Source organism: Pontibacter actiniarum (genome assembly GCF_003585765.1).
Classification (GTDB): Bacteria; Bacteroidota; Bacteroidia; order Cytophagales; family Hymenobacteraceae; genus Pontibacter; species Pontibacter actiniarum.
This window is the reverse complement of record NZ_CP021235.1, coordinates 3621579-3647959: the sequence shown is the minus strand read 5'-3', so window position 1 is coordinate 3647959 and position 26381 is coordinate 3621579. Positions and strand designations below refer to the sequence as shown.

General features: G+C 55.0%; 30 protein-coding genes. 11 read left to right on the top strand and 19 right to left on the bottom strand.

Translation table 11 applies throughout. The features are described from left to right. Window positions 1-133 precede the first annotated feature (133 nt). Entirely contained in the window at window positions 134-1108 is a 975-nt protein-coding gene (locus CA264_RS15645; protein WP_025608328.1) for a sterol desaturase family protein, read from the top strand. A gap of 89 nt (window positions 1109-1197) precedes the next feature. On the opposite strand, the gene CA264_RS15640 is transcribed toward CA264_RS15645, so the two are convergent. Then, the gene (locus CA264_RS15640) at window positions 1198-1749 is read right to left on the bottom strand and encodes a YfiT family bacillithiol transferase (protein ID WP_025608327.1); all 552 of its coding nucleotides are present in this window, start codon (window positions 1747-1749) and stop codon (window positions 1198-1200) included. A gap of 160 nt (window positions 1750-1909) precedes the next feature. Between CA264_RS15640 and CA264_RS15635 the strand changes: the two genes are divergently transcribed. Next, window positions 1910-2710: an SDR family NAD(P)-dependent oxidoreductase gene (locus CA264_RS15635; RefSeq protein ID WP_036777072.1), complete on the top strand. Its 801-nt coding sequence runs from the start codon at window positions 1910-1912 to the stop codon at window positions 2708-2710. Window positions 2711-2790: 80 nt separating this feature from the next. Here CA264_RS15635 and CA264_RS15630 read toward each other — a convergent pair whose 3' ends face one another. The 7 genes from CA264_RS15630 to CA264_RS15600 form a co-directional block, all read right to left on the bottom strand. Beyond that, on the bottom strand, window positions 2791-3414 hold the full coding sequence (locus CA264_RS15630) for a carboxylesterase family protein (RefSeq protein ID WP_025608325.1): 624 nt from the start codon (window positions 3412-3414) through the stop codon (window positions 2791-2793). Window positions 3415-3524: 110 nt separating this feature from the next. Further along, window positions 3525-3788, bottom strand: coding sequence for a hypothetical protein (locus CA264_RS15625; RefSeq protein ID WP_025608324.1), 264 nt, complete (start codon window positions 3786-3788; stop codon window positions 3525-3527). 292 nt (window positions 3789-4080) lie between these two features. Further along, window positions 4081-5529: a S41 family peptidase gene (locus CA264_RS15620; RefSeq protein WP_025608323.1), complete on the bottom strand. Its 1449-nt coding sequence runs from the start codon at window positions 5527-5529 to the stop codon at window positions 4081-4083. Between the two features lie 85 nt (window positions 5530-5614). Then, window positions 5615-6058 carry an RDD family protein gene (locus CA264_RS15615; protein ID WP_025608322.1) on the bottom strand — a complete coding sequence of 148 codons (444 nt, stop codon included), beginning with the start codon at window positions 6056-6058 and terminating at the stop codon, window positions 5615-5617. A 48-nt stretch (window positions 6059-6106) separates the two neighbouring features. After that, on the bottom strand, window positions 6107-6841 hold the full coding sequence (locus tag CA264_RS15610; protein ID WP_025608321.1) for a CPBP family intramembrane glutamic endopeptidase: 735 nt from the start codon (window positions 6839-6841) through the stop codon (window positions 6107-6109). 561 nt (window positions 6842-7402) lie between these two features. Further along, window positions 7403-7957 carry a lipocalin family protein gene (locus tag CA264_RS15605; protein ID WP_025608320.1) on the bottom strand — a complete coding sequence of 185 codons (555 nt, stop codon included), beginning with the start codon at window positions 7955-7957 and terminating at the stop codon, window positions 7403-7405. Between the two features lie 18 nt (window positions 7958-7975). Beyond that, window positions 7976-8407, bottom strand: a complete 432-nt coding sequence (locus tag CA264_RS15600) for a GNAT family N-acetyltransferase (RefSeq protein ID WP_025608319.1) — start codon at window positions 8405-8407, stop codon at window positions 7976-7978. A 185-nt stretch (window positions 8408-8592) separates the two neighbouring features. Between CA264_RS15600 and CA264_RS15595 the strand changes: the two genes are divergently transcribed. The 4 genes from CA264_RS15595 (at window position 8593) to CA264_RS15580 (ending at window position 13027) form a co-directional block, all read left to right on the top strand. Further along, window positions 8593-9090 (top strand): YajQ family cyclic di-GMP-binding protein, encoded by a 498-nt coding sequence (locus CA264_RS15595; protein WP_025608318.1) that lies wholly within the window; start codon window positions 8593-8595, stop codon window positions 9088-9090. Between the two features lie 145 nt (window positions 9091-9235). Continuing rightward, complete coding sequence (locus CA264_RS15590; protein WP_025608317.1) at window positions 9236-10018, top strand: TerC family protein; 783 nt, start codon at window positions 9236-9238, stop codon at window positions 10016-10018. A 140-nt stretch (window positions 10019-10158) separates the two neighbouring features. Continuing rightward, window positions 10159-12333, top strand: a complete 2175-nt coding sequence (locus CA264_RS15585) for a M20/M25/M40 family metallo-hydrolase (RefSeq protein WP_025608316.1) — start codon at window positions 10159-10161, stop codon at window positions 12331-12333. 121 nt (window positions 12334-12454) lie between these two features. Further along, on the top strand, window positions 12455-13027 hold the full coding sequence (locus CA264_RS15580; protein WP_025608315.1) for a DUF4142 domain-containing protein: 573 nt from the start codon (window positions 12455-12457) through the stop codon (window positions 13025-13027). Between the two features lie 25 nt (window positions 13028-13052). Here CA264_RS15580 and CA264_RS15575 read toward each other — a convergent pair whose 3' ends face one another. The 4 genes from CA264_RS15575 to CA264_RS15560 form a co-directional block, all read right to left on the bottom strand. Then, window positions 13053-13712, bottom strand: a complete 660-nt coding sequence (locus CA264_RS15575) for a hypothetical protein (RefSeq protein WP_025608314.1) — start codon at window positions 13710-13712, stop codon at window positions 13053-13055. A gap of 117 nt (window positions 13713-13829) precedes the next feature. Beyond that, window positions 13830-14015: a hypothetical protein gene (locus CA264_RS15570; protein ID WP_025608313.1), complete on the bottom strand. Its 186-nt coding sequence runs from the start codon at window positions 14013-14015 to the stop codon at window positions 13830-13832. A gap of 187 nt (window positions 14016-14202) precedes the next feature. Beyond that, a complete protein-coding gene (locus CA264_RS15565; RefSeq protein WP_025608312.1) occupies window positions 14203-15219 on the bottom strand; it encodes a dipeptidase in 1017 nt (338 codons plus the stop codon). 95 nt (window positions 15220-15314) lie between these two features. After that, window positions 15315-15875 (bottom strand): DUF4864 domain-containing protein, encoded by a 561-nt coding sequence (locus CA264_RS15560; protein ID WP_051364484.1) that lies wholly within the window; start codon window positions 15873-15875, stop codon window positions 15315-15317. 137 nt (window positions 15876-16012) lie between these two features. On the opposite strand from CA264_RS15560, the gene CA264_RS15555 reads away from it, so the two are divergent. Together CA264_RS15555 and CA264_RS15550 are read left to right on the top strand one after the other, a co-directional pair. Continuing rightward, window positions 16013-16804: a phosphatase PAP2 family protein gene (locus CA264_RS15555; protein WP_025608310.1), complete on the top strand. Its 792-nt coding sequence runs from the start codon at window positions 16013-16015 to the stop codon at window positions 16802-16804. A 349-nt stretch (window positions 16805-17153) separates the two neighbouring features. Continuing rightward, the gene (locus CA264_RS15550; RefSeq protein ID WP_025608309.1) at window positions 17154-17693 is read left to right on the top strand and encodes a hypothetical protein; all 540 of its coding nucleotides are present in this window, start codon (window positions 17154-17156) and stop codon (window positions 17691-17693) included. 81 nt (window positions 17694-17774) lie between these two features. On the opposite strand, the gene msrA is transcribed toward CA264_RS15550, so the two are convergent. Beyond that, window positions 17775-18272 carry a peptide-methionine (S)-S-oxide reductase MsrA gene (gene msrA / locus CA264_RS15545; RefSeq protein ID WP_025608308.1) on the bottom strand — a complete coding sequence of 166 codons (498 nt, stop codon included), beginning with the start codon at window positions 18270-18272 and terminating at the stop codon, window positions 17775-17777. An 88-nt stretch (window positions 18273-18360) separates the two neighbouring features. On the opposite strand from msrA, the gene CA264_RS15540 reads away from it, so the two are divergent. Both CA264_RS15540 and CA264_RS15535 read left to right on the top strand, forming a co-directional pair. Continuing rightward, on the top strand, window positions 18361-19449 hold the full coding sequence (locus tag CA264_RS15540; RefSeq protein WP_025608307.1) for a DUF3616 domain-containing protein: 1089 nt from the start codon (window positions 18361-18363) through the stop codon (window positions 19447-19449). Between the two features lie 74 nt (window positions 19450-19523). After that, on the top strand, window positions 19524-19970 hold the full coding sequence (locus CA264_RS15535) for a hypothetical protein (protein ID WP_025608306.1): 447 nt from the start codon (window positions 19524-19526) through the stop codon (window positions 19968-19970). Window positions 19971-20040: 70 nt separating this feature from the next. On the opposite strand, the gene CA264_RS15530 is transcribed toward CA264_RS15535, so the two are convergent. The 6 genes from CA264_RS15530 to CA264_RS15505 all read right to left on the bottom strand — a co-directional run bounded on the left by CA264_RS15530 (window position 20041) and on the right by CA264_RS15505 (window position 25191). Continuing rightward, window positions 20041-20352 carry a hypothetical protein gene (locus CA264_RS15530; RefSeq protein WP_157593713.1) on the bottom strand — a complete coding sequence of 104 codons (312 nt, stop codon included), beginning with the start codon at window positions 20350-20352 and terminating at the stop codon, window positions 20041-20043. 87 nt (window positions 20353-20439) lie between these two features. Continuing rightward, complete coding sequence (locus tag CA264_RS15525) at window positions 20440-21960, bottom strand: HTTM domain-containing protein (protein WP_025608304.1); 1521 nt, start codon at window positions 21958-21960, stop codon at window positions 20440-20442. 87 nt (window positions 21961-22047) lie between these two features. After that, the gene (locus tag CA264_RS22135; RefSeq protein WP_071784618.1) at window positions 22048-22500 is read right to left on the bottom strand and encodes a hypothetical protein; all 453 of its coding nucleotides are present in this window, start codon (window positions 22498-22500) and stop codon (window positions 22048-22050) included. Window positions 22501-22684: 184 nt separating this feature from the next. Then, the gene (locus tag CA264_RS15515) at window positions 22685-24040 is read right to left on the bottom strand and encodes a lysophospholipid acyltransferase family protein (protein WP_025608303.1); all 1356 of its coding nucleotides are present in this window, start codon (window positions 24038-24040) and stop codon (window positions 22685-22687) included. Between the two features lie 294 nt (window positions 24041-24334). Then, window positions 24335-24739 carry a hypothetical protein gene (locus CA264_RS15510; RefSeq protein ID WP_025608302.1) on the bottom strand — a complete coding sequence of 135 codons (405 nt, stop codon included), beginning with the start codon at window positions 24737-24739 and terminating at the stop codon, window positions 24335-24337. 233 nt (window positions 24740-24972) lie between these two features. Then, complete coding sequence (locus tag CA264_RS15505) at window positions 24973-25191, bottom strand: hypothetical protein (RefSeq protein ID WP_025608301.1); 219 nt, start codon at window positions 25189-25191, stop codon at window positions 24973-24975. Between the two features lie 278 nt (window positions 25192-25469). Here CA264_RS15505 and CA264_RS15500 point away from each other — a divergent pair, with 278 nt between their 5' ends. After that, the gene (locus CA264_RS15500; RefSeq protein ID WP_025608300.1) at window positions 25470-26312 is read left to right on the top strand and encodes a helix-turn-helix domain-containing protein; all 843 of its coding nucleotides are present in this window, start codon (window positions 25470-25472) and stop codon (window positions 26310-26312) included. Window positions 26313-26381: the final 69 nt, after the last annotated feature.

Genomic DNA, 26381 nt, shown 5'->3' with positions numbered 1-26381 from the left:
AACGTATGGCTAAAAAGGTGCGGCAGCTGGAGCAGAATTGGACTGCGCCGCATAATTTATTAATTTAGGGATTTACGGTACCCTCTGGCTACAAGCTACCGTATCTTTCTAGACTTTATTTTTACGCGCATCTATGGAAATTCTGTTCGACAACATGCCTAACCCGTTCACCTACTTTGTGCCCCTGTTTGCGGTGCTTATTCTGGGGGAGGCCTATATCAGCTACCGGGAAGACAAAGACCTCTACAACCTGAAAGACTCCATGGCAAGTACCTGGGTAGGTATAGGAGCCGCAATCCTCAACACGCTTACGAAGGCTTATCAAATCGGGCTTTTCTTTTTATTCTACGAACTGTTTGAGCCGCTGCGCATAGAGTTTCTGGGGTATGATAACCTAGGCTGGGCCTGGTGGGTATGGGCGCTTTGCCTGGTCGGAGATGACTTTAACTTTTACTGGCACCACCGTTTCTGCCACACGGTAAGAATATTCTGGGCGGCGCACCTGGTGCACCATTCCTCCGAGAAGTTTAACTTGGGTACCGCCTTCCGTAACGGCTGGACCATCTTCCTGTATAAGCCAATTTACTGGATATGGATGCCTATACTTGGCTTTAACCCGGTGATGATCGCGCTGTGCATGTCCTTCAACTCCATCTACCAGTTCTTTCTGCACTCTACGCTGGTGCCGCGCATACCTGTGTTTGGAGCCGTGTTTAACACCCCATGGGTACACCAGGTGCACCACGCCTGCAATGTGGAGTACCTGGACCGCAACCACGGCGGCATCCTGATTATCTGGGACCGCATTTTCGGCACGTACCTAGACAAAGACAAGTACCTCGAAACAAAATTCGGTGTGCTGCACCCGCCAACCAAGCACGACCCGATCACGCTGAACTTCCACGAGTTTCAGGATATCTGGAAAGACGTGAGAGGCGTGAAGTCGTGGAAGGCGAAGTTTATGTACGTGTTTGGCCCTCCGGGATGGAGCCACGACGGCAGCAGGAAGACCTCTAAAATGCTGCAGCAGGAGTGGGAGCAGCAGCAAAAGGCGCTGCAGGCAGCAGGGCAGCAGAAAACACCCGATCTTCAGGTGGCCAACGCCTAGAAAAAGTCTGAAAACAGGAAAGCCGCAGGTATCGTAATGCCTGCGGCTTTCCTGTTTTTAAGGCGCTGCCTGAGTGGGAGCCAGCTATGCTATGCCTTGTCCCAGCCTTCCCTCCTGATCAGCTCCGTGACATGCGCCAGGTGATGGTTGCCGTGCCAGGCATAGTTGCCGATGTGCTGCCGTATACTTTGCCCGCCGCTGGCCGGGTGTGTAAACTTCCGCGCTAGCTGCTCCGGTGTCAGGCTTTGGAGCAGCAGCACCCAGCGCTGGTGCAGTGCCTCCAGCAGCCTCAGCGAGATTCCGGGGTCGCCGTGCAGGCTGTCGGGTAATGCTGCCCAGGCTACTTCGTCATAAGGGCGAATGGTGGGCACATCTTCCGTTAAAGCCAGCTTTTGGCGCATGTAACCGTTCAGGTGGCTATCGGGCAGGTGATGGATTACCTGCCGCACTGTCCAGCCGCCGTCGCGGTAAGGCGTGTCGAGTTGCTCAGGGGTAAGGTTGGCTACTGCCGTGCGCAGCTTCTGTGGGAGCTGGGCAATGGCAAGTATGGCTTGCGCGAGTTCCTGCTCCGAGAGCTCCTGTTGCGGGTTGTACCGCCCGATGGGGTACTTCAGCTTTTCCAGTTCAGTGTCTGTTGTCATGTTTGTGGGGTATGGCAGGGCAGTTTACGAGTTGCAGCGCTTAGAAGCAAGCACAGCCCGGCTGCTAAGTATAAGAGATGGGAAAACCGCGCTTCGCCTGCTGCACGTATGCTTTAGCAAGTATAACTCTCATGATCATCTTAAAGCATCACGTATAAAAATGGCTGAAGAACAGAAACAGAAGTACACAGCGCTCATTACCGGAGCATCCGGAGGCATAGGTTTGGAGCTGGCCGAGCTCTTCGCGCGGGACGGGCACAACCTGGTATTGGTAGCCAGGTCAGAAGACAAACTGAACAGCCTGGCGCTGCGGTACGCCATCAAGTATAAAGTATACACCAAAGTAGTGGCGCAGGACCTGAGCAAGGCCGACGGGCCAGAAAAGGTGTTTGCGGCCCTGAAGCAGGAGGGGGTGCAGGTGGATGTGCTGGTGAACAACGCGGGCTTCGGTAACTTCGGAGCCTTCCGGGAAACCGACCTGCAGAAGGAGCTGGACATGATGCAGCTGAACATGGTGTCGCTCACGCACCTCTGCAAGCTGTTCCTGCACCAGCTGCGCGATGGCCAGCACGGCCGTATCCTGAACGTGTCGTCGACGGCGGCGTTTCCGCCCGGACCGTACATGGCGGTTTACTATGCCTCCAAAGCCTATGTGCAGAGCTTTACCGAGGCGCTGGCCGCTGAGCTGGAAGACGAGAACGTTTCCGTTACCGCCCTCTGCCCCGGCCCTACAGAAACAGAGTTTCAGCAGGCGGCCAACCTGCACGAGTCCGGCCTGTTTAGCTCACAATTGGTAGCCGATGCCAGGAGCGTGGCCAAGGCCGGATATTCCGGTATGATGGCGGGGGAGGTAGTGGTGATACCAGGCATCCAGAACAAACTGACAGCTTTTTCAACCAGGCTAGTGCCCCGCAGCGTGCTTCGGCAGCTGGTGAAGAAGATCCAGGGCAAGCGCGCCTAGCGCCGTAGTTGTAAAAGCCGCAGGAGTTTTTGTGGTGTGCTGCAGGAGGTGAGGGTGGGGGAAGTGCAGCTCCGGGAGGCTCAGGTGTGTTCGTTGCCGTTGCGTTTGTGCTGCAATAGCCAGTCGTATATTGCCGGGTTGTTGTAGGTTACCGTCCAGGAGTCGTGCCGCAGGTCGGGGTATACGGTTAGCTTCGGGTTGCCTCCCAGCGCGCGCACTGCGGTGACCATGTCCGTGGTTTCTGAGAGAGGTACAATGTCGTCTTTCGCGCCGTGAAAAGCCCAGACAGGCATGTGCACCAACCGTGCGGCTTTGTTTACCTCACCGCCCCCGCAGATGGGAAGTATGGCAGCGAACTTCTCGGGGTTGGCTGCGGCCCAGTGCCAGGTACCGTAGCCGCCCATGCTTATCCCGGTCAGGTACAGGCGGGTTTTGTCTGCTTTTACTTTGGTTAGCACCTCCTCCAGCCATTCGTTCAGCAGGGACGGGTGCCAGTGTGCCTGGCGGGGGCACTGGGGATACGCCACCACAAACGGAAAGTCCTTTCGGGCGCTGAGGTACTTAGGCAGGCCCTGCCGTTTCAGCAGCTCCAGGTTGTTGCCTTTTTCGCCTGCCCCGTGCAGGAACAGAATCAGCGGCCAGTCTTTGTCGGCGGCCGGGTTATAGGATTCCGGCAGGTAAATGCCATACTTGTAGCTGTTCATAGCGTTAGCGTGAGGTGTTGAGAGAACTGCTGCATGGAGGTATAAAAAAAAGAGGAAGCAACGCTTCCTCTTAAAGTTTGTCAGCCTGCTGACATGTGGCTATGTGCAGGTTAATCGTTGCCCTGCTGCTTCACAAGTTTGTTGTAAACGCCAAGCAGCAAGAACGGCGCTGGCCACTGTCCTACAAACAGGGCTTCGTCATCCTTCTTCATTACTTTCAATATAAAAGAAGCCGCCATAGAGCCTACTGCCGCCCACAGGTAAACATCAGATGGAATCTTTGCTGTCTGGTTTTCAATAGCGGTGGCTACTTTGCCTTCTCTTTGCTCTGGGTTCGTTTTGTCTAACTTGTTCTTTAAGTCTTGCGTCTCCATAGGTATGTAGTTGTTAAATGATATGTTATATACCTAATGAAAACGCTAGGAACGGTTTAGGGTTTAAAAAACGATCAATATCTTGAGGTACAAACCGGCAAGAAACGCAGGAACAGGGCAAAACCCGGGTAAAAAAGTAGGTGCGCGTAGCCGTTGTTTTTACGCAGGAGCCGTGTGCTTCAGCCGCGGGAGGAGATACAGCAGGAAACAGGAAGAGGCAAAACGTGCGTGTACTTTTAAGCCCCTGCTTTAAAGCCAGCTACGAGCCCGGTTCCGGTGCCGCTGCCTCCTTTCAAGGTGCCGGCTTCGCCTGGTTTTCCAGCAGTTGCCGCATATGCCGGATGCTAAACTCCAGCGCGTCCGCGTCTGGGCTTATGTATACATCGGGCGCAAAGCCGTAGGGGTCCACAGGGTTGTCTGCGATGTCTTTCGCTCGCAGAGAGGACGGGTACCGCAGCTCAAAGCATCCTATACGTTTGGTGAAGACCGTAAACCCATCCACCACCCCGGCCGTGTTCTGGCCATAAAGAACAACCTTGTCGCTTTGCATCGCCCGGTACACAAAGGTCTCGCCGGAGCTGGCCGTCTTCCCGTTCATCAAAACTGCAACTTTCTGGTGTGGCGCGAACACGGTTTTTGGGGTGTACGTGCGGGCATAGTCGTCATTGCCGTACCAGAAGATGGAGTTCTTTTGTGCCATAAGGAAGTCGTACTCGGCCCTGTCGGCTTCGTTTAGGGTCTCCGGGTCTACTCCTTCCAGCGCCGTTTCCAGGTTCCCCTCAGACATCCACATGCCAGCCTGCGGAATCTGGATCGGGCCGGACAGGATATAGGGTAAGGCCGGGAAGTAGACGTTGTCGTTGCCTCCATCATTGTCTCGCACGTCTACAACGATAAAGTCTGCCTGCACCAGTTGGTCATGGTGCGCTTTAAAAAGGCTGTCTACAAAAGCAGGCTCCTTTTCATAGAAGTTGAGGAATCTCACATAAGGCACTTTCCCGTCTAGCATGCGGATGTGGAAGTCGCTGTACAGGTCCGCCTGCTCCTTTGCCGCTGTTGCCGGGGCACTGTTTGGCCAGGACTTGGCCCAGCGGTTAAAGTTTTTGAACTCCAGCTCGTTCGGGTTCCGCAGTTCTCCCTCCAGCTTTTTGCCGCTGTCATCATCCATAAAAACAACCGCTTTGTAGTCGTTCCCATACACGTGGCTGAGTTTGAACTTAATGTCTCCCGGCTTCCAAAGCTTGTTGGCACTGCTTAAAATCACCCCAACGTAATCTTTGCTTTGAGTGCTGGCTGTCGGGTCCGGCATAATGGCTACTTCGTAGGCACCGTACTGCCAGATGCCTGGAAGGTCATTTTTGCGGTAGCCCTTTTTCTTGTAGGTGGCCTCAAACTTTTTCCTGTCGGTTTCAATTCGCTCACGCTTGGCCGCCTGGCTACCGGTGCCTGTAAACTTGATGCCGGTATGGCCATCCCGAAAGAACTGGAGCCACTGGGTGAGCACCGGCAGGCAGTTCTCGATCTCTTTCACCTCGCTAGCCCTGCTGCGGAAAACGTCCGTGTACGCCTTGTAGAGCTCCCGGTTCTCATCGGTTACCTTAATGTTGAAGAGGGAATAATTGCTTTCGTAATTTTGAACCACGAGCTCAAAGGAGGCTGCACAGGTACAGTCCTGCGCCTGCGCAGGAAGGGTGAGTAAAGCCAAAGCCGCCAGGCTCAGGAATCGGTAAAGTCGCATCATAGGTAAAAGGTGGTGGGGTTAGTTTTCTGTGTTAGTTTGGTTGCCGAAGCTTTTTTGCACGCATAAACGGTAGCCTTGGCGGGCGTTATGCTTTTCTGTCCTTTACAACCCTACTCCCGGACAGGGCGTCGTGCATGCCGTTCCTTGTAAAGAGGTAGGATGCCCAATCGATAGGAAGGAGGCGGGCGAAGGAGCGGCGGAAAACAGCTCCTGCCGTTAGCTTATCGCCGGTTAAGCTGACGACTTTCGTTCTGGTAATCCACTTGCCCAGGATCTTCTGAAACCGGTACTCCAGCACACTGTAGTAGCCCAGGAACAGCAGCACCATAGCCGAATAAGCAAGCGCGTTGATTGTGAAATGGCTCACGGTGGGGAGTAAATAATCGAGCAGGATGATGGCAATAACAGCCAGCAGTAGCCAGACGAAAAGGTCTATGGTGAAATTCAGTGCCCGGATGCCGGCGTTAACCGGTCGGGCCATATTAGGCGTCAGGTACTCGGGCTTGCCTGTTGCTTTTGCTTCTCTCATGGTATACGTACAGGTTGTTATGTGTGTCAGTCTCGGGGCAGGGGTGCTTTACTGGCCTGTTTGCGAAAAGAGCTTTGGGACTTTATACTTTGTGTTGGACCACGTCAGGAGCAGCACAAGCCAGATCGCCAGGCAGGCTACAGTCACATGCATGTCTTTGAGGATAAGAAGGGCATGTACTGACGCGGCCACTAAGACAGCGTTGGTTCTTTCGGTGGCGTACCCTATCAAAACCGACGCGATGACAGAGAGTACAACAAAGTAGTGGAAGCCGCCCCAAGGAGCAAAGCTATCGAACACCAGCAAGTGCCAAAACGACCACATGATGCCGGTCACAACGGCCTTTAGCCAGAAGCTGCTGGGCCGAAAGGCGTCGTTCAGAAACCCTCTCCAGGCGCTTTCTTCCAGCACATCATACACAAGCGTAGCGCTGCAGAAAATAAAGGCCCACAGGTGCTCCTCCACGCCATACTTGTTCCGGATGCCGATGGCTGTGTAAGCGATAAGAAACACAGCGCTGAAAAGAATGCTTTTTAGGGGCTTCGTGCCTAAAAGGGTGGTTTGCTTCGGAAGTTGAAACAGGCGGTACGCCAGTAAGCTTGCGGTGAAAAGGGCAAGCCCATGGTTCCAGTTAAACGGCGGGTCGAAACCAAACAAGCGGATGCTAAAATTAGCGACAAGATTAGGCAGCTGCAGAAACAGGTACGTTAGCCCACAGGCAGCCGCGTAGAAAGCTGCTATTGCCTTCCACTTCACGCTTTTAACATCTTCAAGGGCCTTCATCCGGTATTCTATTAGCAGTCAGTGGTTGGTGTATAAAGTGGGCCCGGCCGGGCCATTAGCTAAGCTACAGTTTCATTCGTTTCTAGCATGGCAGTTCAGAAAACAGATCGCAGTACTGGTCTGAAATTATGGAATACACTTACCGCAATAACCTGTGCTGCTTTCTACCTCGTGCTGGTACAGTGGCTGCCTCCTGGTTCTGTAGGCCGAGGTGGTTTTTCTGTGCTTCGCCCGCTGAAAGGAGTGTCTGCTTGATAGTATATTTCTTTTGCAAGATATAAAAGTTCCTGAAAGTATCCAGTGGTGCTTCTTATTTAACTGCTAGTGCCCCAAAAGGAAGTGTAAAACAGTGGAGGAGGGTTTTTACTGGATGGCCGCAGCCGGAGGCACAGCTTAAGGTGGGCGGTTAAAAGCTGCAGAAAACAGCTAGGCGGCTGTAGGAGAGCCCGCGGGTAATGCTTGTGCAGCTGTCGGCCTGCAAACGTAGCCGGGCAGAAGTATAAATAGCAGCTGCCTTTGCAACCAGTTCACAGGCAGCTGCTAAAGAAGGGGCAAGTGCAGCTAAGCGCTAGTAAAGCAGCTTTGGTCTGTTTGCCGCAGTTTGTTTACCGGAAAACCTTTATGCGCGGCCTGTTGCACCAGACGGTCGTAAACGGTCTGGTCCAGCTGCGGGGAGCGCGACAGTATCCAGAGGCTGTCACGGTCGGGGGAGCCGACCAGCACGTGCTGGTACGCCTGATCGAGCTCCAGCACCCAGTAGTCGCCACGGAAAGGCCAGAAGAACTGTACCCGCAGCTTGCTGTTGTTGCTGCCCTCCACCGGAAAGCCCTTGCCTTCGGCCTTGTCCAGTTTACCGTTGGGGCCCCCTTTGTGGCAGTAGTTGTTCACCTCCAGGTAGCCATCCGGGTTCTGGTAGTACTCCGCATACACGCAATGGCAGCCTTTCTCGAAGCGCTGCGGCAGCGCGGCAATCTCATACCAGCGGCCCTCATACTTGTTCAGGTCTACGGCAGGCACTGTCTCGAGTGGGGCGTGGCTTCGGCTGCGCTTTGTGAGCAGGGCGGCACCGGCCAGCACGGCTCCGGCACCAAGCATCAGTTTGGTGTTTTTCTTCATAGCTTTTAATCGTTTGCTTTACAGCTGCTTGGCCATCAGGTAGTGTTGTATGGAGCCAAACAGGACGTATGTTTCCTTTACTACTTCATACCCGTTGCGGCGGTAAAAGTTTACGGCGTTCTCCCGTGCCTGCAGCGTTATGCGCGTGGCGCCTAGGCCGCGGGCGCGCTCCTCCAGGTACTGCAGCAGTTTGTCGCCCAGCTGTTTCCCTTGCTGGTCGGCACGCACCCCCATAAAGCGGAGCTGGCCCTCTTGGGGCGTGTTCAGGTGCAGGCGGCATACCCCTACGGCTTCCCCTGCCTCATTTAGCAGCATGGCATGGATGGCCGTGGCATCGTCTTCCGCATGCTCGCTGCCTTCGGGCTGCCCCCAGGGCGCGCGCAGGGTCTGGTAGCGCAGGCGGTAGTACTTCTCAAACTGTTCGGGGGTGGTGGGTTCTATGATGTGCATAAGATAATCTTTAACTGTAAAACTGTGTGGCTGGCGCCAGGGGCAAGTAAAGGTGTAACCGGTAGCTTTCAAAACAAATGCCAAGCATTTAATAATTAAGCGGAGGCAATTAACATTTTAGATAACTTTGTTGGGCAAAGCCGTGTAAAATCTAACGCAAAACATAAAAACTATACTTTCAGCCTATGGCATCTTTTGACATTGTAAGCAAAGTAGACCCTCAGACCATGGACAACGCCGTGAACGTGGCGCGCAAGGAGATCATGAACCGCTACGACTTCCGCGACACCAAAGGGAGCATAGACTACGATAAGAAGAACAACGTGGTCAACATCACGATGGAAAACGAAATGCGGGTGCAGCACACCGAAGACGTGCTCATCGGCAAAATGGTGAAGCAGGGCCTGGATGCCACCGCGCTTGACTTCTCCAAAGAGGCTTACCAGTCGGGCGCCATGCTGAAGAAGGACATCAAAGTAAAAGCGGGCATTGAGAAGGACACGTCCAAGGTGATCATGAAGGTTATCAAAGACAGTAAGCTGAAAGTGTCGGCTGCCATGATGGATGAGATGATCCGCGTGACAGGCAAAAAGATCGATGACCTGCAGGGCGTGATCGCCGTGCTGCGCAGCAACTCCGAGGAGATTGGCATGCCGCTGCAGTTCGTAAACATGAAAAGCTGAAAACAACCTGTTACTTGCTGGGTTGTTTAACGGCTTCAGAGGCCCTGCAAACCCCAGCCCTGAAACGCGTACTTGCGCTGCCTGAGAAGGCCGGGTAAAGTATAAGACAACAAGCTGTCGTAACAGTCAACAACAACATACAACTATGGAGATTTTCGCTAACCCGGATACATGGCTAAGCCTGCTGACACTGACCTTTATGGAAGTGGTACTCGGTATAGATAACATCGTTTTTATATCGATCGTGGTGGGGCGCCTGCCAAAGGAGCAGCAGGCCAAAGGGCGCACTATTGGCCTGGCGTTGGCACTGGTGTTCCGCATCATCCTACTGCTGTTTATTTCCTGGATTGTGGGGGCGAGTGCACCGCTGTTCAGCATAAACCTGCCGTTTACAGAAACTGACTTTGCCGTTTCGTGGCGGGATATTATCCTGTTTGGCGGCGGTCTGTTTCTGCTTGCCAAGAGCACAACCGAGATCCACAACAAGCTGGAGGGCGAGGAAGAGGAGCACGGCGGCGGCAAGGTGCAGACCACCATGAGCAAAATACTGGTGCAGATCGTGCTCATCGACATCGTTTTCTCCTTCGACTCCATTCTGACGGCCGTGGGCTTGGCGCAGGAAGTGATCGTGATGATTATCGCCGTTATTCTGGCCATGGGCATCATGCTGGTTTTTGCCAAGTACGTAAGCGACTTTGTGAACAAGCACCCCACTGTGAAGATGCTGGCGCTGTCGTTCCTGATCCTGATCGGCTTTATGCTGGTGGTAGAGGCGCTGCACCAGCACATCCCGAAAGGCTATATTTACTTCGCCATGTTCTTCTCGCTGGTAGTGGAGATGCTGAACCTGCAGTTGCGCAAGAGAACCACCCCGGTGCACCTGCGCCAGAACGAGGTGTTAGACGCGGAGGAAAACGAAATCGTATAAGTAACTACTGGAATCTCCTTAGAGAGGCGGCAGTACCTGCAGAGGTGCTGCCGCTTTTATTTTGGCCGCCTCCGTTTATAACTTCACCGGAAAAGTTTCTACATTAGGCTACCCATACAGCACCTCTAAACCACCGGCTTATGCAGTACCGCAACGGGGCAGTTGCCGCTTTTATACTTTTGGCTCTTACCGGGCTGGCCTTCCTGAGCCTGTACTTACTATCGCCGCCAGCACCTGTGCCAGCCACCGCTCCGGCTGCGGCTTTCTCGGCGGAGCGGGCCATGCAGCACGTGCGGCAGATAGCGCAGGAGCCGCATGCCATGGGTACCGCGGCACACGCGGAGGTGCGGGGGTACCTGCTGCGGCAGATGCAGGCACTGGGCCTGGAGCCGCAGGTGCAGGAGGCAACGGTGGTAAACAACCGCAGCGGCATCGCCACGGTGGGGCACGTCTACAACCTGGTGGGCAGGCTGAAAGGCACGGGTGCAGGCGGCAAGGCCGTTCTGCTGGTGGCCCACTACGACTCGCAGCCCAACGCCCGCGGAGCCGGTGACGACGGTGCCGGTGTGGCCGCCATTCTGGAAACTGTCCGGGCCCTGAAGCAGGCGGAGCCGCTGGCGCACGATGTGGTGGTGCTGCTGTCGGACGGGGAGGAGTATGGGCTGTACGGCGCGAAGGCTTTTCTGGGGCATCCCTGGGCAAACGAGGTAGGCCTGGTGCTGAACCTGGAGGCGCGGGGCAACACCGGCCCCAGTATGACCTTTGAGCTGAGCCCGCAGAACGGCTGGGTAGCCCGCCAGTACGTGCAGGAGGCGCCGTACCCCTTCGTGAGCTCGCTCGCCTACGAGATCTACCGGCGCATGCCCAACGATACAGACTTTACCGTGTTTAAAGATGCAGGCTACAGCGGCCTTAACTCCGCCTTTATCGATGGCTTTGTGCATTACCACCGGTCCACCGACTCACCCGAAAACCTTAACGCTGGCAGCCTGCAGCAGCACGGCAGTAACCTGCTGGCCCTTGCCCGCCATTTCGGCAACACCTCGCTCAGCCAAACCAAGGCCCCGGACATTGTTTTCTTTAACCTGGCTGGGAGCTGGGTGGTCAGCTACCCGAAAAGCCTGAACATCCTTTGGGTATCGCTCACCTCTTTGCTGCTGTTGGTAACACTGGTGGTGGGGGTGCAGAAGCAGGCGACCTCTCTGCGGCAGGTCATCATCGGTTTCTTTGTTTACCTGCTGATGCTGGCGGCAGTCACGGCACTGTTCATCCCGGTCAATAACCTGGTGGTAGGGCTTATGCCAACGTTGCGGCCTGCTCAGGGGGTGCACGGCGTAGACATGTTCTTTGTCGCTTACCTGCTGCTGGCGCTTGGGCTGTTCCTGCTCCTGACCTGGCTGGCGCTGCGCTGGCTGCGCCTTTTTTCACTGCTGATGGGGGTGTTTATACTTTGCTATGCCCTGCTGCTGGCGCTGGTGCCCGCCATCTTTATCATGTTCCCGATTGTACAGGTGGTGTTTGTCGCTTTCGGCTTGAGTTTGCCTTTGGGGATGGTGGCGCTTTTGTTGCTGCTGGCTGGGCTGTTGCTGCCGCTGCTGGTACTGGTGGAACAGAGCTTTAGCTGGGGCCGCGTGCCGTTGCTGCCGTTGCTACTGCTGCTGCTCGGCACCGCGGCTGTGGCGTTTGCTATCCACCGGGAGGACCCGACACCGGAGCGCCCGCTCCGCAGCCATGTGTCCTACTTTCTCAACGCAGACACAGGGCAGGCGGTATGGGCCTCTGCCTATACCACAGCCGATGAGTGGAACCGCCAGTTTTTCCCAGCATCCTCCGTCTCTCCCCTGAAAGAAGTATACCCTCACGCCAGAATCGTTTACCTCAAAAACGAGGCAGAGCAACTCAACTTGGCTGCGCCACTGGCAGAGGTGCTGCAGGATACTGTGGCCGGAAACGAACGTGTCCTGCGCCTGCGCCTGCGGTCGCAGCGGCAGGCGGCGCACCTGGAGCTGGTACTGCGACCCACACCCGCTGAGGCTCTGCAAAGTGCCGCTGTGGGCGGGAAGGCCTTAGATCTGGAGCCAATAGAGACCGATCGCGGAGAAGTATACTTTGCGCGCCTGCATGGTTTGCCGGGGAGCAAAGCCGTGGAGCTGGAACTGCGCCTGACACCCGGGGCACCTGTCGAGTTGCTCCTCTACGACCAGAGCATCGGGCTGCCACAGCAGCTGGTAAAGCAGCCAAGGCCATCCCATGTTATCGCAGAGCATGGCCGCGACAGCAACCTGACGGTGGTGCGCAAAAGGTATACCTTTTAAAGCTAATGTAGTAGTCCTGGCAGGGCTAATTATACTTTGCCTGGAAAGTGCGAAATGCCTCAACCTAAGTGCACTTGTGCATAGTATAGGATAAAACAACTTATATGACGCACCCTGTTTTATGCTTACCGATAAAGTACTTACCCTTACCCTTGGCGCAATTTTTCTGTTGATGCTGGCCTGCGAAGGTCCTGCTGCAGAAACGGAGACAGCCGAAGCGATACCCGAATCACGTACCCGCACCTTGTTCGATGAGCCCATCTTCTGGGACTATGCCGCCAGCAGCAACATGCTGCAGGTAGAGTTGGCAAAGCTGGCAGCGGAGAAAGGGTCTACAGAAAAAATAAGAAGTATAGCCCGGGAAGCCGCTGCCTTTCACGAAGAAGCATTACAGCGGTTAACCCAGCTAGTGGGCAAGCAGCAGCGCATCACCCTGCCCGACAGCCTTGGCGGCGCTGACAAAGGGCTGGTGCAGGACATGAGGCTGTTGGAAGGGGAAGCGTTTGACCTGCGCTACCGGGAGTTTATCATCAGTACTCACAACGCCCAACTCGACAGGTACGAAGAGGCGCTGGTAAAAGCAGATGACCAGCAGGTGCGGCAGTGGATCATGGACCTGAGAAAGCATCTCCGGGAAGAGGTGAACAAACTAAGTGAGTTGGACTCTTTAGGGGTGGCAGAAGAGGAGGCCTGAAAAGAAACGGTGAGGTAGAGTGGTGTTATTTCCAGATATCGGAGGCTTTGCGGGCCATCCGGAAGAAGAGCTCCCGCTCCAGCCCAGCCACCTGGCGTGCCTCACCCTCGCTGTAGCCGTTTTCCACGGCGTTCAGGTAGTCATAGTACAGTTGCGCCAGTTCCAGCGAGTCGTCCTCGAAGCACTCCGTCAAATCGTCCTGGCCGTTTTTCTCCGGTTCAAACACCTTGGAAGGGTAGAGTTTGTCGAGTTGGTAGATGAGGTACTTCTGGCGCGTTTTGTTGGACCGGCCGCCGAAAAGCTGCTCCAGTGGCAGGTCTTCGTCCTCTTCGTCATACTCTTCAAAGCCGTCTTCCAGTGCCAGCGGCTCATACACGATAATATCGTGGCCGGTTAGCTCCAGGTACTCGTCAAACTGTTCTTTTATGGGGATGAGGGTAGGGGTTTCGTAGGGCTTATCCAGGATATCTGCCAGGTGCAGGGCCATCTCCTTGCCCTTCTCGCCAGCCGCAATTAGGATCTGGTTGAACTGGCAAAAATCGCAGCCCAGGTACACGAACTTGTATTCGTCGTCGAGCACTGTAAAGCACCAAAGCGTAATGAACTCCGTATCATCTATGACTACCGTGTCGATGTAGAGTTCGTTTATCTGTACGTAGTGCGGGGTATATTCCTGAGCGTCCATGGCATTACGGCTTTAATGTTTTTTGCGGCCCTTACAGTGCAGTGCAGGTACTATTCATGCGTATACGCAGTTTTACAACGCATGGCAAACAATCTATATAGAAATTTGAGCCACCGGCTAATCGTCGTGGCGGCGCACATAGTAAATAATGCCACCCAGCAGCGTTACCCCGATACGGATAGCCCAGCTTTCTGTTTCACCAAACTGGTTTAACCAGTTAAGTATTAGTAAATTAGCCCCTGTAAACCCTAGCACTAACGACACAAGCCCGGCTAGCAGCAGAAACAACCCGATGAATTTCATGCGTGCGATATTTTTTGTGAACAAGGCATAAAGCAGTGCCGGCCGCGCCTTAGCACTTGATTAGCAGCTGTGTTGGCAGCAACTAAACTAAATACACCATCCCTAATATAGGACTTTATAAGTATAAATCAAGGCGGAGGTAAAACAAAGGCATGGCACGTGGTGCGGCAGAGTAGCTCCGGAGAAATTACGCATCGCGCCAGAGATGCTCTATAAACCGCTGGGTGTTGCCGTAAGCCAGCTTCTGTAGCTGCTCTGGTGTAAGCTGCTCCTTCAGGCGGCTGAGAATATAGTTGTAGCTGTTGCCTGCCTGTGCGTGTTCCTGGTAGTAAAACGGATAGCGGCTCAGGTCCTTTTCATCCGAGAAGTAGAAATAATCGGCACCGAAGGAGAGCGCATCCTCAGCCCCGTGTGCCAGGCCGTAGTGGATGTGGCGCAGCAAGGCCTCCGGGTCTTCGGTGTGCACAAACTTGCGCAGAAAGTTAATGCCAATCAGCCCCTTGCGCCGGATGATCTCCTGTGCCAGTTCATCGGGCAGGTTGCGCTCGTGATTCCAGACCGCGCGGAAGTTCGAGTGGCTGGCTATAAGGGGAATGTCGAGCCTTTCCCGGTCTACGTGGGTAAGGATGTCAAAAGCCAGTGCGTCGCTGGTATGGGAGAGGTCTACGGCAATGCGGCGGCCGTGCAGGTAGTCGAGCAGGAGCTTGCCGTCCTGTGTGATGCCTGTTGTGCTGGCGTTGCCCCCGCCGAAACGGTTCGCCGTGTGGTGGGTAAAGCTGATGTACAGAATGCGCCCGCACACCTCGATCATCTTCTCAAGGCGCTTAAACCCGTTCTCCAGCGGCTCCAACTCCTCGCAAAAACCGGCGGCGTTTTCGATGGCGGCTACCATGCCGGTGCCTCCCGGCTGGCGCATCACCTCCCGCAGCTTCGCTACGTCCGTCACCGCTGTCAGGCAGTTGTCGCTGTCTGCCAGCTGCCGGAACATGTCGCGCTGCAGTTCGGCGTAGCGGGTGCTTCCTACATCGGTGGCGGAGTAGATAGCCATTACCTGCAGCTTCACGTTGCCTTGGGTTAAGGCAGGCACGGCACAGCCAATCTCCTCCAACTTGTTCATGTCCGAGTTCGGTACATCCGTCAGGTACACCAGCAGGTCGCAGTGCAGGTCGGTAATGGGTAGGCGTGTGGCAATGCTTTGGCTCATGGCAAACGTATATCGGCTTTAAGAGCTTAAGATACGGCAAAACCGGGAACAAGAGCTAAATTCCTGCTTTTATATCGTTCTAACCCGGCTTCGGTCTATATCTGGCTCGTCTGCCGCACCTGTTCCATGCGTGCCACTCCCTCTGTCATCCAGCAGCCTTTGTAGGTCCCTTTGCGTTGCTTGGTAAGTATAAACATAAAGGCCTCCTGCTGGCCGTCCAGCGCTTCTACCAGCACCAGTTGGTAGGCGTTTCTCCCGGATACCACCATTTGTCCTGTTTTGTAACTTTTAAAGTTCAGGATAGGACGATAGGCAGGCTCACGCACCATCAGCCGGAAGTGGTCCAGGGGGCCCAGGTGTACCCGGTTGGTGGGCGAGGAGAAGTTGAAAACCGTGATCACGCCACTGTCGCTGCGGTCGTTTTGCTGCAGGGCGTGCAGCTGTATGCGCACCACTTCGCGTGGCGAAAGTGCTTTATCTGGTTTCAGATACGTCCATTTGGAGGTATAGCCTACATCAGTGCCGGAAGAAACGTACGTAGCGTAGTGCTGCTCGTTAACTGTGGGCGCAGTCGGAAACTGTGCCCAGAATAACACAAGCAGCATAACGCCGATGGCTAACATTATTCTATCAAACACTTTGTCTCGCTTCTTCATATAAATATGTACTTTATATAGAAGCGGATAGTTGTGAAGCACCCCTTTTTTGGGGTAGACGTAGGGTAGGGCTGTGTTAACCCGGGCAAATAGAAAACAAAGCGGGAGCCTTGCGTATACCTGCACTGCATGAGCCTATGAAAAACGTTTTAATAGATAAAGTCCGCAACGCCACCGGCCGGGTCCTGGGTCAGCCGCCTGTGCAGCGTTTCCGAAAGCAGCACCCGAAGCTAAGCGCCTTTGTGGCCGGCCGCTTTGACACCAGCAGTTTCATTGGGCTGCCGCTTACCCTGATCGTGCTGGCGGCAGGTGGAAACATCGCCCTGCTTTCGCAGCTCACAGAAAGCGTGCTGGAGGCGGAGTGGGTGGTAAGGATGGATAAGGAGTTTACCGCTATGCTGTATAATGTGCGGACAGAGTGGCTAAGCAAGGTGCTGCTGCTGTTCACGCGGCTGTGCGACCGGGAAGGTGTTTTTATCATTGGCGGTGTGGTTACGCTGGTGCTGCTGCTACAGAAGCACTGGCTGGCCATCTGTGCGTTCTGGTTCACGCTGGGAGGTGTGGGCCTTTCGGTGCAGTTCGGCAAAGACTTTGTAAGCCGCGCGCGCCCAGCGGATGTAGCTTATTATACGGTGGCGCACTTTTCCTTCCCGAGCGGGCACTCCACCACAGCCATTGCGATGTTCGGGCTGCTGGCTTACCTCCTGTACCTGCATTACCAGGAGCGGTGGCAGAGGCGGTTAGTGGTCTGGGTGGCAATCATCCTTATCCTGACCATAGGCTTCAGCCGGATTTATCTGGGGGTGCACTACCTGTCCGATGTGCTGGCCGGCTTCTTACTGGGGGCACTGTGGCTGTTGGTGGGCATCAGTGTTATTGAGGTGATGCGGTACCGCAGGCGTCGGTACGCAGACCTGCACCAGCGCTAGTAACGCCCAGGCTGGCGCCTGTGCCCTTCCTCACCCGGCGGCAGTGAAGGCTGTCCGGGCCTCCGGCACCACCAACACCCTGCACAGCTGCTGCTGCAGTTTTGAGAGGCCTTATGTAACATATATCTTGTACAATTTTTGCACTTGTCGGTGAGTGCTTCCCATAGTGTGGTGAATGTGCCTGTATACTTAGAGAGTAACACCTGTTACTAAAAACATGCGTGTAAATGTAACTAAGCTTGGGTTTTAACGATAAAATAAACCTAGTCCTTTGGCTTTGCCCCGTGTAAGGGCGCAAAACCAGGGGACGGTTTAAATTGTACCATTTTAAATAAAAGAAACAGAACGCATGGAAGCTAATAAGAATAATACCACAAACACTACATCAAGCAGCAGCGCTGCGCAAACACAAGGACAGGCTAAAGCCAACACAACGCCTTCCAGCGCTACGCAAAGCAGCAGCAATAGCAGCAACAGCAATTCGTCTTCAGGCAACTCTTCAAACAGCAGCAGCCAGAGCCAGAATAGCCAGAACCAGAACAACATGCAGGGCCGCAGCAACCAGCAAGCCACTTCAGGCAAAGGCGGCATGAAGGACATCCAAAGCAAAGTAATGGAGTACGGTAGCACCGCAGCCGACAAGTTTAAGAAAATGACCACCACGCAGAAAGCAGTAGTGGGCGGTGCAGTGCTGGCCTTGGGTGCCGGTTGGATGGCGCTTAGCTCTAAAAACAAGAACAAGATCAAAAACCAAGTGAGCTCTGCAGCCTCTATGGCAGCAGATAAAATGAAGGAGGCCAACAAAAACCAGAACAGCTCCTCCTCAGGCAACCAGTCTAACAGATCAGGTTCCGGCTCTTCATCAAACTCTGATGCAAGAGTAAAGTAAGCCGCTCAGCAAAACGGACAGACACAGAAAAGCCGGGCCCATAGCCCGGCTTTTCTGTGTCTGTTCTTTTTTGAGCCTTAGCTAGGCGCGGCAGCTGGCCGCACCGCGCTTCAGGAGGTACTGCTGGTGGTGCTCTTCGGCCGGGTAAAAGGTATCGGCCGGTGCGATTCTCGTCATAATGGCACGGCCGCTGAACTCTGGCGACTGCTGCCAGTTCTCCTTTGTCGTTTCGGCAATAACGCGCTGCTCACCGGTATGGAAAAAAATGACGGAGCGGTACTGGGACCCAACGTCCGGCCCCTGACGGTTGAACTGCGTAGGGTCGTGCGCGTTCCAGAATACCTGCAGCAGCTGATCGTAGCTGATCCGGGTGGGGTCAAACTCCACCTGCACCACCTCTGCGTGGCCCGTGCGGCCGGAGCATACGTCCTGGTACGTTGGGTTTTCCACGTGGCCGCCCATGTAGCCAACAGTGGTGCCTGTTACACCTTCCAGGTTGTGGAAGGCCATCTCCACGCCCCAGAAGCAACCGGCTCCGAAGGTGGCTTTCTCTCTGTGTCTGTTATCTGTCAATTCCATAGTTTATAAGATCATTCTGCATTATATACGTTACTTAGCCAAGCAATACCGCGTAAGATGCGTGAGCTTCACCTTATAAAACAGTAGAATGAAAAAGAAGGTTATACTTCAGTTCGACCCAAAGAGTAGCCTGAGCCCGGGCGGCAAGCATGTGCGCGACGGGCTATCCACTGCCCTCTGCACAGGTAACAACCTGTGGCTGAGCTGCGATGAGCGCACCACCATTGAGCGGCTCACCCGCCAGCCCGATGGCTCCTATGCCGGGCACCAGTCCTTTGACCTGAATAATTTTTTGGATCTGCCGGCCAGGGATGCCAACGAGGTAGACATAGAAGGGATGGGCGTGGCCGATCACTACCTCTGGATCATGGGCTCGCACAGCCTTAAGCGTAAAAAGCCGAAGCGGCACGATGCGGTTGAGAAGCAGATAAAGCGGCTCGCCAAGGTAAAGACCGACCCTAACCGCTATTTGCTCGCGCGCATCCCGATCCTGCAGGACGAAGCAACCGGAGACTACCTGTTGTACCGGGAAGTAGAGAACCCCGACCACCCGGGCACCATGCTGCGGGCGGCGCAGCTGCGCGGCAACAGCCACAGCAGCATCCTGACGGAGGTGCTGGAGCAAGACGAGCACATTGCGCCCTTTATGGCTATCCCCGGCAAGGACAACGGCTTTGACGTGGAGGGGCTGGCTATATTCGGGAAGCGCATTTACATAGGCCTGCGCGGGCCGGTGCTGCGTGGCTGGGCCATGGTGCTGGAGGTAGAGGCGGAGGAAGACGAAACAGGCGTGCTGCACCTAAAAGAGCTGGAGAACGGAAAGCCGTACAAAAAGCACTTTCTGCACCTGCGCGGCAAAGGCATCAGGGAGCTCCGGTTTTTCGGCACTGACATGTACATCCTTGCCGGGCCCACCATGGACCTGGATGGGGTGATTGCCATTTACCGCTGGCGCGACGCAGTGCATGAAAAAGAGCAGCTGCTACACAACAACGAACTGGAGCGGCTGTGCGAGGTGCCGCACGGCACTGGCGAAAACACCGGGAAGGACAAAGCAGAGGGGCTTGCCATCATGGACGAGGAGCATGTGCTGGCAGTGTTTGACAGCCCGACAGATGCGCGGAAGGTAGGCCAGGACGCGGTGCAGGCGGACGTGCTGCGGGTGGTAAGGAAATGAGCTCTTTGTAACCTTGCCAGCCGGATATGGCTATACAGGTAAACAAAACGAACACAGATCTAAAGTATAGAACTATGAACAACCTACTAAAAGCAACAGCAGGCGGTCTGGCAGGTGCCTGCGTCCTGACGCTGCTGCACGAAACAGTGCGCCGCCTAGTGCCCGACGCCCCCCGGATGGATGTGCTGGGCATGCGCTCCATCTCCAAACTAATGCTGGCAGCCGGGGAGGAGCCACCACGGGACCAGCAGGAGCTCCATAGCTGGGCACTGGTTGGCGATGTGATTTCCAACTCGGTTTTCTACACCCTGGCCGGTACCGGCAAAGATGCCTGGTGGCGTGGTGCGCTGCTTGGTGCAGCGGCAGGGGCAGGGGCTGTATACTTGCCGGGGCCATTGGGCCTGGGTGAGGAGCCAAGCAACAAGACCACTAAAACGCAGGTGATGACCGTGGGCTACTACCTGATGGGTGGCCTGGTAGCTGCCGCTGTAGGCTATGCCCTCAGCGACGACGAGGATTAACGCCTGTTGCTGCCAAAAAAGAAGCCGGCTTCCTTTGAAAGGAGGCCGGCTTCTTTTTTGGCAGTGGTGTCTATTGGTTGTTTCCGGTTGTGCCACCCGTGTTACCTCCTTCGGAGCCTGTGGTGGAGCCTCCTGTCGTTCCGTTTCCGGTGGAGCCCATGTCAATGCCCTCCTCTGTCGTGCCGGTCGTGTTTTCGGCGGTGTCCAGTGGGCTGATGTTCTCCTGGGTCATGTTATCGCCGGTTTCGCTGTTCTCTCTGCCGTCCACTTCGTTTCCGGTGGTTTCAGTGTCTACACCGGTTGTATTCTCTGAAGTACAGCTGTACAGGCCGGCGCTCAGGCACAGGGCGCCCGCAAGCAGCATTGCATATGTCTTTTTCATCTTTATCAGGTTTAGGTTCGTTTGCATTACAGACTCCCTTTTACGCAGCACGGGCTTAAATCGGTTGAGCCGCGTTTAAATTTGCACCTACTCCGGTTGATTCGCGCAGCTGCAGAGCACCTCCCGCCTAGGCACTGCCACCTGGTAGTCCGGCAGGGATGGCTCCAGCATGTACACGACCTCCAGCTGCGTGATCGGCTGCTGCGGGTGCGCCTCATTCCAGCGGCGAATTAAATAGTTGCAGTAATACGGCCGCGCGTAGGTGTTGTGGATAAACAGGTAGTTCTCGGAATATTTGCGCCAGCGGTCGTTTTTGAACAGTGCCATCACAGAGGCCGGCTTTGCCTCGTCCACAGCCTTGCCCTCCTGGTTCAGGTCGATGCGTTTGCCGCCCGCAGTATGCCCCTCCAGCACATACCAGCCATCGTCTTTGAAAACAGTGGGGGAGAACATGCCCCAGTGCTGGTCTAGCCGGAGCAGGTACCCGAACCAGCGGCCGCTGTCGGGCATTTTACGGAGGGGCAGGTTTGTAGTATCCAGGTTCCACCAAAGGCAGTACAGCAGCACGACCGAAACAAAGCCGTTGCGCAGGTGCGGTAGCAGGTGCCGGGGGATGAGCGGCTGCTGCGCCTGCACACGGATGTGTATGAGCGGTAGCCGGCGAAGGCTCTGGAAGAGCCACCGGAACTGCCCGCTGCGGGGCCTCCTGAAGGAGGAGAGAAGCTTCCTGTCTATCCAGTCCATGGCCGGTTGCGGAAGCAGGCCAGCCACGGAGGCAATGTTGATCAGGTAAAACAGGCCTACAAACAGCGTCAGGCTGATGCCGATATGGAAGGAGGCCAGCACCGCCACGACCACCATCCGGAAAAAGCTGTTGTAGAATGGGATGAGCAACAGGAACGGCAGTAGCATTTCTGTGTAAACGGTGCCGAGCGTAAGTACCCGAAGCAGCTCCGGGTAATGGTAGATCAGCTTGCCTCCCGGCATCAGGATCTGGTCCAGGCTGAGGGCGTAGTAGAGGGCCGTGCCGTCGGTGCGCCACTCGGGCGAGTCTTTCAGCATGGCGGTGCAGAAGTATACCAACCCGATCTGAAGGACATAGGCTGCCGAGGCAGCACTGAAGTAGTTGGTGCCGGTTGGTGCCGCGCCCGTGCGGGGGCTGTGGAGGGCATCGTAGGCGTAGTACCTGCCCCACGGCAGAAACATCCCCCAGAAAAGCAGCATGCGCAGCAGGTGGTCTCCGCCCTGGATAACAAGCGGGTTCCTGTTCTGGAGCGACAGCAGCAGAAGCCAGCTCAGCACAGTGGCTATGCGTGTTTTATAGCCCAGCAGCAGGCACAGCGCGCACAGTGCCGCCAGGGCGAATAGGATTAGCTGGAACTGCCAAAGGCCGCTTAAAGTGTGGAAAGAGAAGAACTGCGGGAGCCACAGGTGCTGGTGCAACACGTGCAGCGGCAAAACCCCCATGTTAGAGTAATGCGCCTCCAGGTCGGTGGCCCTGATGGCAAGGTCAATTAAGATGATGCCTGCCACCCAAATGCGCATCAAAGCCAGCGCACGCAGGTCTACAGTAAACACTTTGCGGAAGTATAGCTCCAGGTGCTTCATGCACAGCGTCCTAAGGGTTAAAAAAAGCAAAAGGCAAAAACCGGGAGAGGCTTGCCTTTTGCTTCGTTACAATCTATAGCATACAGGCTACATCGTAGTTGTTCCGGTTGTAGTACCCGTGGTTGTTCCTGTAGTAGTACCGGTTGTGGTGCCAGTGGTTGTTCCCGTAGTGGTACCAGTGGTCGTTCCGGTAGTAGTACCTGTGGTCGTTCCGGTAGTGGTGCCAGTTGTGGTACCTGTAGTAGTACCGGTGGTTGTTCCGGTTGTAGTACCCGTGGTTGACCCAGTTGTTATGCCAGTTGTTGTTCCGGTCGTTGTTGTTCCAGTAGTCGTTCCGGTCGTTGTTGTTCCAGTCGTCATACCGGTAGTGGTACCGGTTGTTGTTGTGCCCATGGTGGTCGTTCCGGTGGTTGTGGTGCCGTATTCATCGTCCATGATACCGGCGTCAGAGTCGGTCGTGGTATCTGAAGTAGTGCAGCTGGCCAACAAGCCTGCCGTAACGACAGTGGCGGCGCAGAAGCTAAAGAAAGTCTTTTTCATAGCGTGTTGTTTGTTTAAAAATAAGAGATTTTGGTGCTAGCCTTCCTTTTACGGGATGATGTGGGAATGGTGCGCTTTTAGTGCAATTATTATTGGTGCAAAAGCTTTTTCTTAGTCAATAGTATTTAAATAAAGGATGTGAGTTAAGAATGATAGGGCGAAGGTGCCGCCGCAGGATGCCTGCTTATTCTCCCTCTTGCTGTGCCATATACGCCTGCCGGGCCTGCTCTAATTGTACAATAATACACTGCCGCTGTTTTCGGAGCTCTTCCACCACGTTTCGGCGCCTGAAGAACAGCCGCAGCAGGAGCCAGTGCGCCTGTGTGTGCAACAGCGTGTTCCAGTAACCAAGCGCAAAGAAACCGCTCAGCGGTAGGCTCAGCAAGTACAGCATCAGCTTGTAGAACGGCGGCTGCAGCCACTCCCACAGAAGCCATGCCTCCAGGGCGTAGAACAACGGGAAGCTGAAGATGCCTACTGTGAGCATAATAGGAGCGTACCATTCCTCCTCCTTTGTTGCCGCTCGTGCTACCCGGGAGGGGATAATGTAGGGCAGGTAGTTGTGCAGCAAGCCGTACAGGTACAGCGGCAGCCCCAGCAAAAGCAGGAATAGCCCGAAGGCGCTTCGGCCAAGTACAGTGCTCCGGCCCTTGCCCAACAGGGCATCGTGCAGGCGCAGGCGTCTGAGCTGGAGGGTGTACTGGTGTATGTCGTGCTTGAGGGCCGCCACCTGCTCCGGCGCGGTTTGGCTAAAGTAATTGATGCCGCGCACAATGGCCTTTGTGAGCAGGAAGTCCCGGATATGCTCCGGCGCGGGAATGGGTATGGCAGCTGCCAGTTGATCTTTATAGAGGGCCTCTACCTGCCGTGCCAGCGCGTCTTCCTCATCGGTGGGCGTGTGGATGATGAGGGACTCCAGTCGCTGACGGATGGTGTCGGTCAGCGCCTGCGCGGCTGCCTGCCCATCCTGCTCGTAAGCACTGGCGTACGCGGCCACCTGAATGGGCTCGCCCACGTTTACAAACACATCGCTGCGGAAGCGGGTCGGGTCAGAGTAGTTCAGGCCCACCGGTAGTATTCTCACGCCCAAGGTAGCTGCTGCAGCGGCCTCGGCTCCGAGCGCGATGCGTGCCGTGCCTGTTTTAACTTTGCGCAGGCGGCGCTGGTTGTAGCTGTTCCCCTCCGGGAAAATGAGCAGGGTTTTCCCCTGCCGCAGCGCCCGGAAGCTGGCGGTAAAGGCCTCTTCGTTGCTGACTGGCTGGTCTGGGTTGTCCTCCCGGCGGTGAATGGGGATGAGGTGCATCTGGCGTAGCATCCAGTTCTGAAAGCCGGAGCCGAACACGGTGCTCTTGGCAATAAAGAACACAGGCTGCCGCAGCAGCGAGGCCGTTACGATAGGGTCCATAAAGGTGTTGGGGTGGTTGCTCACCACTAGCAGTGGCCCCTGATCAGGTATCAGGTGGCGGTTGCGCACCTCAAGCCGCCGGAAGAAAACCCGGAGCCCTAAGCGGTAAATCATTTTAAGTATGGCGTACAGCATAAAGGCTCTGTTTCGTTGGCAAAAGTACAGGCGGCAAGATAGCATTTTTGCCTTCACAGCGGTACCGCCTCCAGTGAAACCTTTGCGCAGCCACAGGTATGCTGTGCTGTGCCTTCAGTGCTGAAGCAAGAGTGTTTGAAGAGCTGTAGGTAGAAGATGCTGCAGCGCGTGAAGTACAGCCTGCACTGGTGAGGCAGCGGCTTGCTGAGGTAGGGCCGGCACGGGGAAAGAATGTCTGAAACGGATGCAACACAGGTGCGGGTGCAGCAAACGGTGCCTACCTCTGCAGGGCAGTTACCGGGCCTCTACTGCTATCAGCCAGTCGTAGGCAGAGGTGAGGTCCTCAAAAACCTTCACTTCGAAAGGGAAGGGAGCCCGCTTGTTGAAAAGGAAATGCTGTAGTTGCTCACTGGCGGCCGGGTCAAAGGAGTTGATGATGGCAAAGCGCTTGAGCGAAAGCTTCCTGAACTCTTCACGGTACTCGTTCACCGTCCACTGTGCGTCCTCTGGCGGGAGGGGGGGCAGCAGACGGCGGTCGGCAATGGCATGCTTTATCCCCATAGAGGCTACGAAATGGAGAAACCGGCTAAGGGCACCACGGTATTCCTGGCTGGTGCAGCGACCGTACCACTGGCTTACAATCACGTCATGCGCCGCATAGTATTCTACATGCAGGTAAGGTGTCTCTGATAAAACCATAGAAGGTCGGGTTGCAATGCGTTTACACAATTTAATACTAGTGTTTTATCTTCTTAAATCAAAGCTCCGGGAAGAATTATAAATATAATCTTTTTTGTAAAAACTTGCTTTTGGAGAGAGTGGCTTTTGGGCGAACCAGGATGAGGCGGTAGTGTATGAGCTATGGGGAACATGCAAAAGCCCCGCCTGCTGTGGCTGCAGCAGGTAGGGCTTTTAATTTATGCTGTGTTACCTTATTTGGTGCGGAGCGTGTTGGCGTTGCTGCCGTCTAATTTACGGGTATCCTCCTCGTTCTTGGCACCGGCGTTGCCCGCTACCTCTTTGCCTTCGTACTCCTTGTCCAGGATATCTATTTCCTTCTTTTTCGTGCCGGTTAGCGGTTCGGGGTTCTCGTCGGGCAGGCGCTTACTTTCGTCTGCGTTGGTAATGATGTCGTCTTCTTTCGGTGTCATGGTTGTCGTGTGTATGGTTTATACTTTAGTTTACGCACAGAGGCTCTTTTGTTTGCCCTGTTTTCAGAGGAGAGGGGCGGCAAGCCTGCACCTGGCACATATTGCTGCGGCCTCTGTTTCTGCGGGCATAGCCTGAAAGGCCGCGTGGCCTGCACGTAGCGCGGTGTTACGTAAGTATAAAAGGGCTGCAGTTCCGTGCTTAAGCTGCGTTAGCGTGCAACAGGTGTTGGATTTGCCTGATAAAATCCGTAGGTTGTTTGTAGCTATCCCTTGCTATTATGGATTTTACCAGCTTTCACCCGTTGGCTCCTGCCCTAGAGCCATACATTGATTACTACTATATACAGCGCTACCAGAGCCAGCGTACCCAGCTACGTTACCAGTGCTTTCCTCACCTCAACAATTCGCTGTCTTTGTTTAGTAGAGCAGGGTTCCATTTTGATGAGGTGGGTTCGCATGTGCAGTACAGTGCTTCGGATAAACCGCTGAGCCTGCTAACCGTGATTCGGAAAGCGCCGCTCTGGGTACATCATACCGGCCCGCTGCACAAAGTTGCGGTTGTGTTTAAGCCCGTAGGCTTAGCCGCTTTTACAGAGCAACCGGTAGGCCTGCTGGCGCCGAACTTTGTGGCTGCGGTAGATCCATTCGGCGGTGCCTTGGATGCGCTGCAGGCAAAAGTGTTTTCTGTTTCTGATCCTAAGCAGCTTACGAGCCTTCTTGATGACTTTTTCCTCGCCTTGCTTAACCCAAAGCCTCAGCACTTGCTGGAGTCGCTGTACAACGCGGTAGTGGATTTGGACGCACCACAGCCTCTGCACTTGATAGCGGAGCAGCACAACATAAGCCGTCGGCACATGCACCGCCTGTTCTTACAGCATTTTGCCTGCTCACCTGAAACGTACCGTCAGATTGCCCGCTTCCGGTATGCCCTGCACATGGCTACCAAGCCAGAAGAGAAACAGACGCTTACGCAACTTGCATACGCTACCCGGCACACAGACCAATCGCACTGGAACAAGCAGTGTCGCAAATGGACGGGCTGTAACCCTAAGAAGTTGCTTGCTACAGGTACAAGCCTTGGGGTGCAGGACACGTTCTGGCGCTTAGATTTTGGAATGTAAAGTAGCTAATGGCCCAATCATACAATTTTGCTGCTGCGGGATTAGATAGCTTTGTTTCAGATTCAAGCT

Bases quoted from the DNA above. Each gene is read 5' to 3' on its own strand.
- CA264_RS15560 (WP_051364484.1), bottom strand. From the start codon at position 15,875: ATGAAGAAGCGAGACAAAGTGTTTGATAGAATAATGTTAGCCATCGGC.
- CA264_RS15555 (WP_025608310.1), top strand. From the start codon at position 16,013: ATGAAAAACGTTTTAATAGATAAAGTCCGCAACGCCACCGGCCGGGTC.
- CA264_RS15640 (WP_025608327.1), bottom strand. From the start codon at position 1,749: ATGACAACAGACACTGAACTGGAAAAGCTGAAGTACCCCATCGGGCGG.
- msrA (WP_025608308.1), bottom strand. From the start codon at position 18,272: ATGGAATTGACAGATAACAGACACAGAGAGAAAGCCACCTTCGGAGCC.
- CA264_RS15535 (WP_025608306.1), top strand. From the start codon at position 19,524: ATGAACAACCTACTAAAAGCAACAGCAGGCGGTCTGGCAGGTGCCTGC.
- CA264_RS15620 (WP_025608323.1), bottom strand. From the start codon at position 5,529: ATGATGCGACTTTACCGATTCCTGAGCCTGGCGGCTTTGGCTTTACTC.
- CA264_RS15590 (WP_025608317.1), top strand. From the start codon at position 9,236: ATGGAGATTTTCGCTAACCCGGATACATGGCTAAGCCTGCTGACACTG.
- CA264_RS15605 (WP_025608320.1), bottom strand. From the start codon at position 7,957: ATGAAGAAAAACACCAAACTGATGCTTGGTGCCGGAGCCGTGCTGGCC.
- CA264_RS15595 (WP_025608318.1), top strand. From the start codon at position 8,593: ATGGCATCTTTTGACATTGTAAGCAAAGTAGACCCTCAGACCATGGAC.
- CA264_RS15630 (WP_025608325.1), bottom strand. From the start codon at position 3,414: ATGAACAGCTACAAGTATGGCATTTACCTGCCGGAATCCTATAACCCG.
- CA264_RS15610 (WP_025608321.1), bottom strand. From the start codon at position 6,841: ATGAAGGCCCTTGAAGATGTTAAAAGCGTGAAGTGGAAGGCAATAGCA.
- CA264_RS15645 (WP_025608328.1), top strand. From the start codon at position 134: ATGGAAATTCTGTTCGACAACATGCCTAACCCGTTCACCTACTTTGTG.
- CA264_RS15565 (WP_025608312.1), bottom strand. From the start codon at position 15,219: ATGAGCCAAAGCATTGCCACACGCCTACCCATTACCGACCTGCACTGC.
- CA264_RS15500 (WP_025608300.1), top strand. From the start codon at position 25,470: ATGGATTTTACCAGCTTTCACCCGTTGGCTCCTGCCCTAGAGCCATAC.
- CA264_RS15615 (WP_025608322.1), bottom strand. From the start codon at position 6,058: ATGAGAGAAGCAAAAGCAACAGGCAAGCCCGAGTACCTGACGCCTAAT.
- CA264_RS15625 (WP_025608324.1), bottom strand. From the start codon at position 3,788: ATGGAGACGCAAGACTTAAAGAACAAGTTAGACAAAACGAACCCAGAG.
- CA264_RS15525 (WP_025608304.1), bottom strand. From the start codon at position 21,960: ATGAAGCACCTGGAGCTATACTTCCGCAAAGTGTTTACTGTAGACCTG.
- CA264_RS15530 (WP_157593713.1), bottom strand. From the start codon at position 20,352: ATGAAAAAGACATATGCAATGCTGCTTGCGGGCGCCCTGTGCCTGAGC.
- CA264_RS15570 (WP_025608313.1), bottom strand. From the start codon at position 14,015: ATGAAATTCATCGGGTTGTTTCTGCTGCTAGCCGGGCTTGTGTCGTTA.
- CA264_RS15515 (WP_025608303.1), bottom strand. From the start codon at position 24,040: ATGCTGTACGCCATACTTAAAATGATTTACCGCTTAGGGCTCCGGGTT.
- CA264_RS15575 (WP_025608314.1), bottom strand. From the start codon at position 13,712: ATGGACGCTCAGGAATATACCCCGCACTACGTACAGATAAACGAACTC.
- CA264_RS15635 (WP_036777072.1), top strand. From the start codon at position 1,910: ATGGCTGAAGAACAGAAACAGAAGTACACAGCGCTCATTACCGGAGCA.
- CA264_RS22135 (WP_071784618.1), bottom strand. From the start codon at position 22,500: ATGAAAAAGACTTTCTTTAGCTTCTGCGCCGCCACTGTCGTTACGGCA.
- CA264_RS15540 (WP_025608307.1), top strand. From the start codon at position 18,361: ATGAAAAAGAAGGTTATACTTCAGTTCGACCCAAAGAGTAGCCTGAGC.
- CA264_RS15550 (WP_025608309.1), top strand. From the start codon at position 17,154: ATGGAAGCTAATAAGAATAATACCACAAACACTACATCAAGCAGCAGC.
- CA264_RS15600 (WP_025608319.1), bottom strand. From the start codon at position 8,407: ATGCACATCATAGAACCCACCACCCCCGAACAGTTTGAGAAGTACTAC.
- CA264_RS15580 (WP_025608315.1), top strand. From the start codon at position 12,455: ATGCTTACCGATAAAGTACTTACCCTTACCCTTGGCGCAATTTTTCTG.
- CA264_RS15585 (WP_025608316.1), top strand. From the start codon at position 10,159: ATGCAGTACCGCAACGGGGCAGTTGCCGCTTTTATACTTTTGGCTCTT.
- CA264_RS15510 (WP_025608302.1), bottom strand. From the start codon at position 24,739: ATGGTTTTATCAGAGACACCTTACCTGCATGTAGAATACTATGCGGCG.
- CA264_RS15505 (WP_025608301.1), bottom strand. From the start codon at position 25,191: ATGACACCGAAAGAAGACGACATCATTACCAACGCAGACGAAAGTAAG.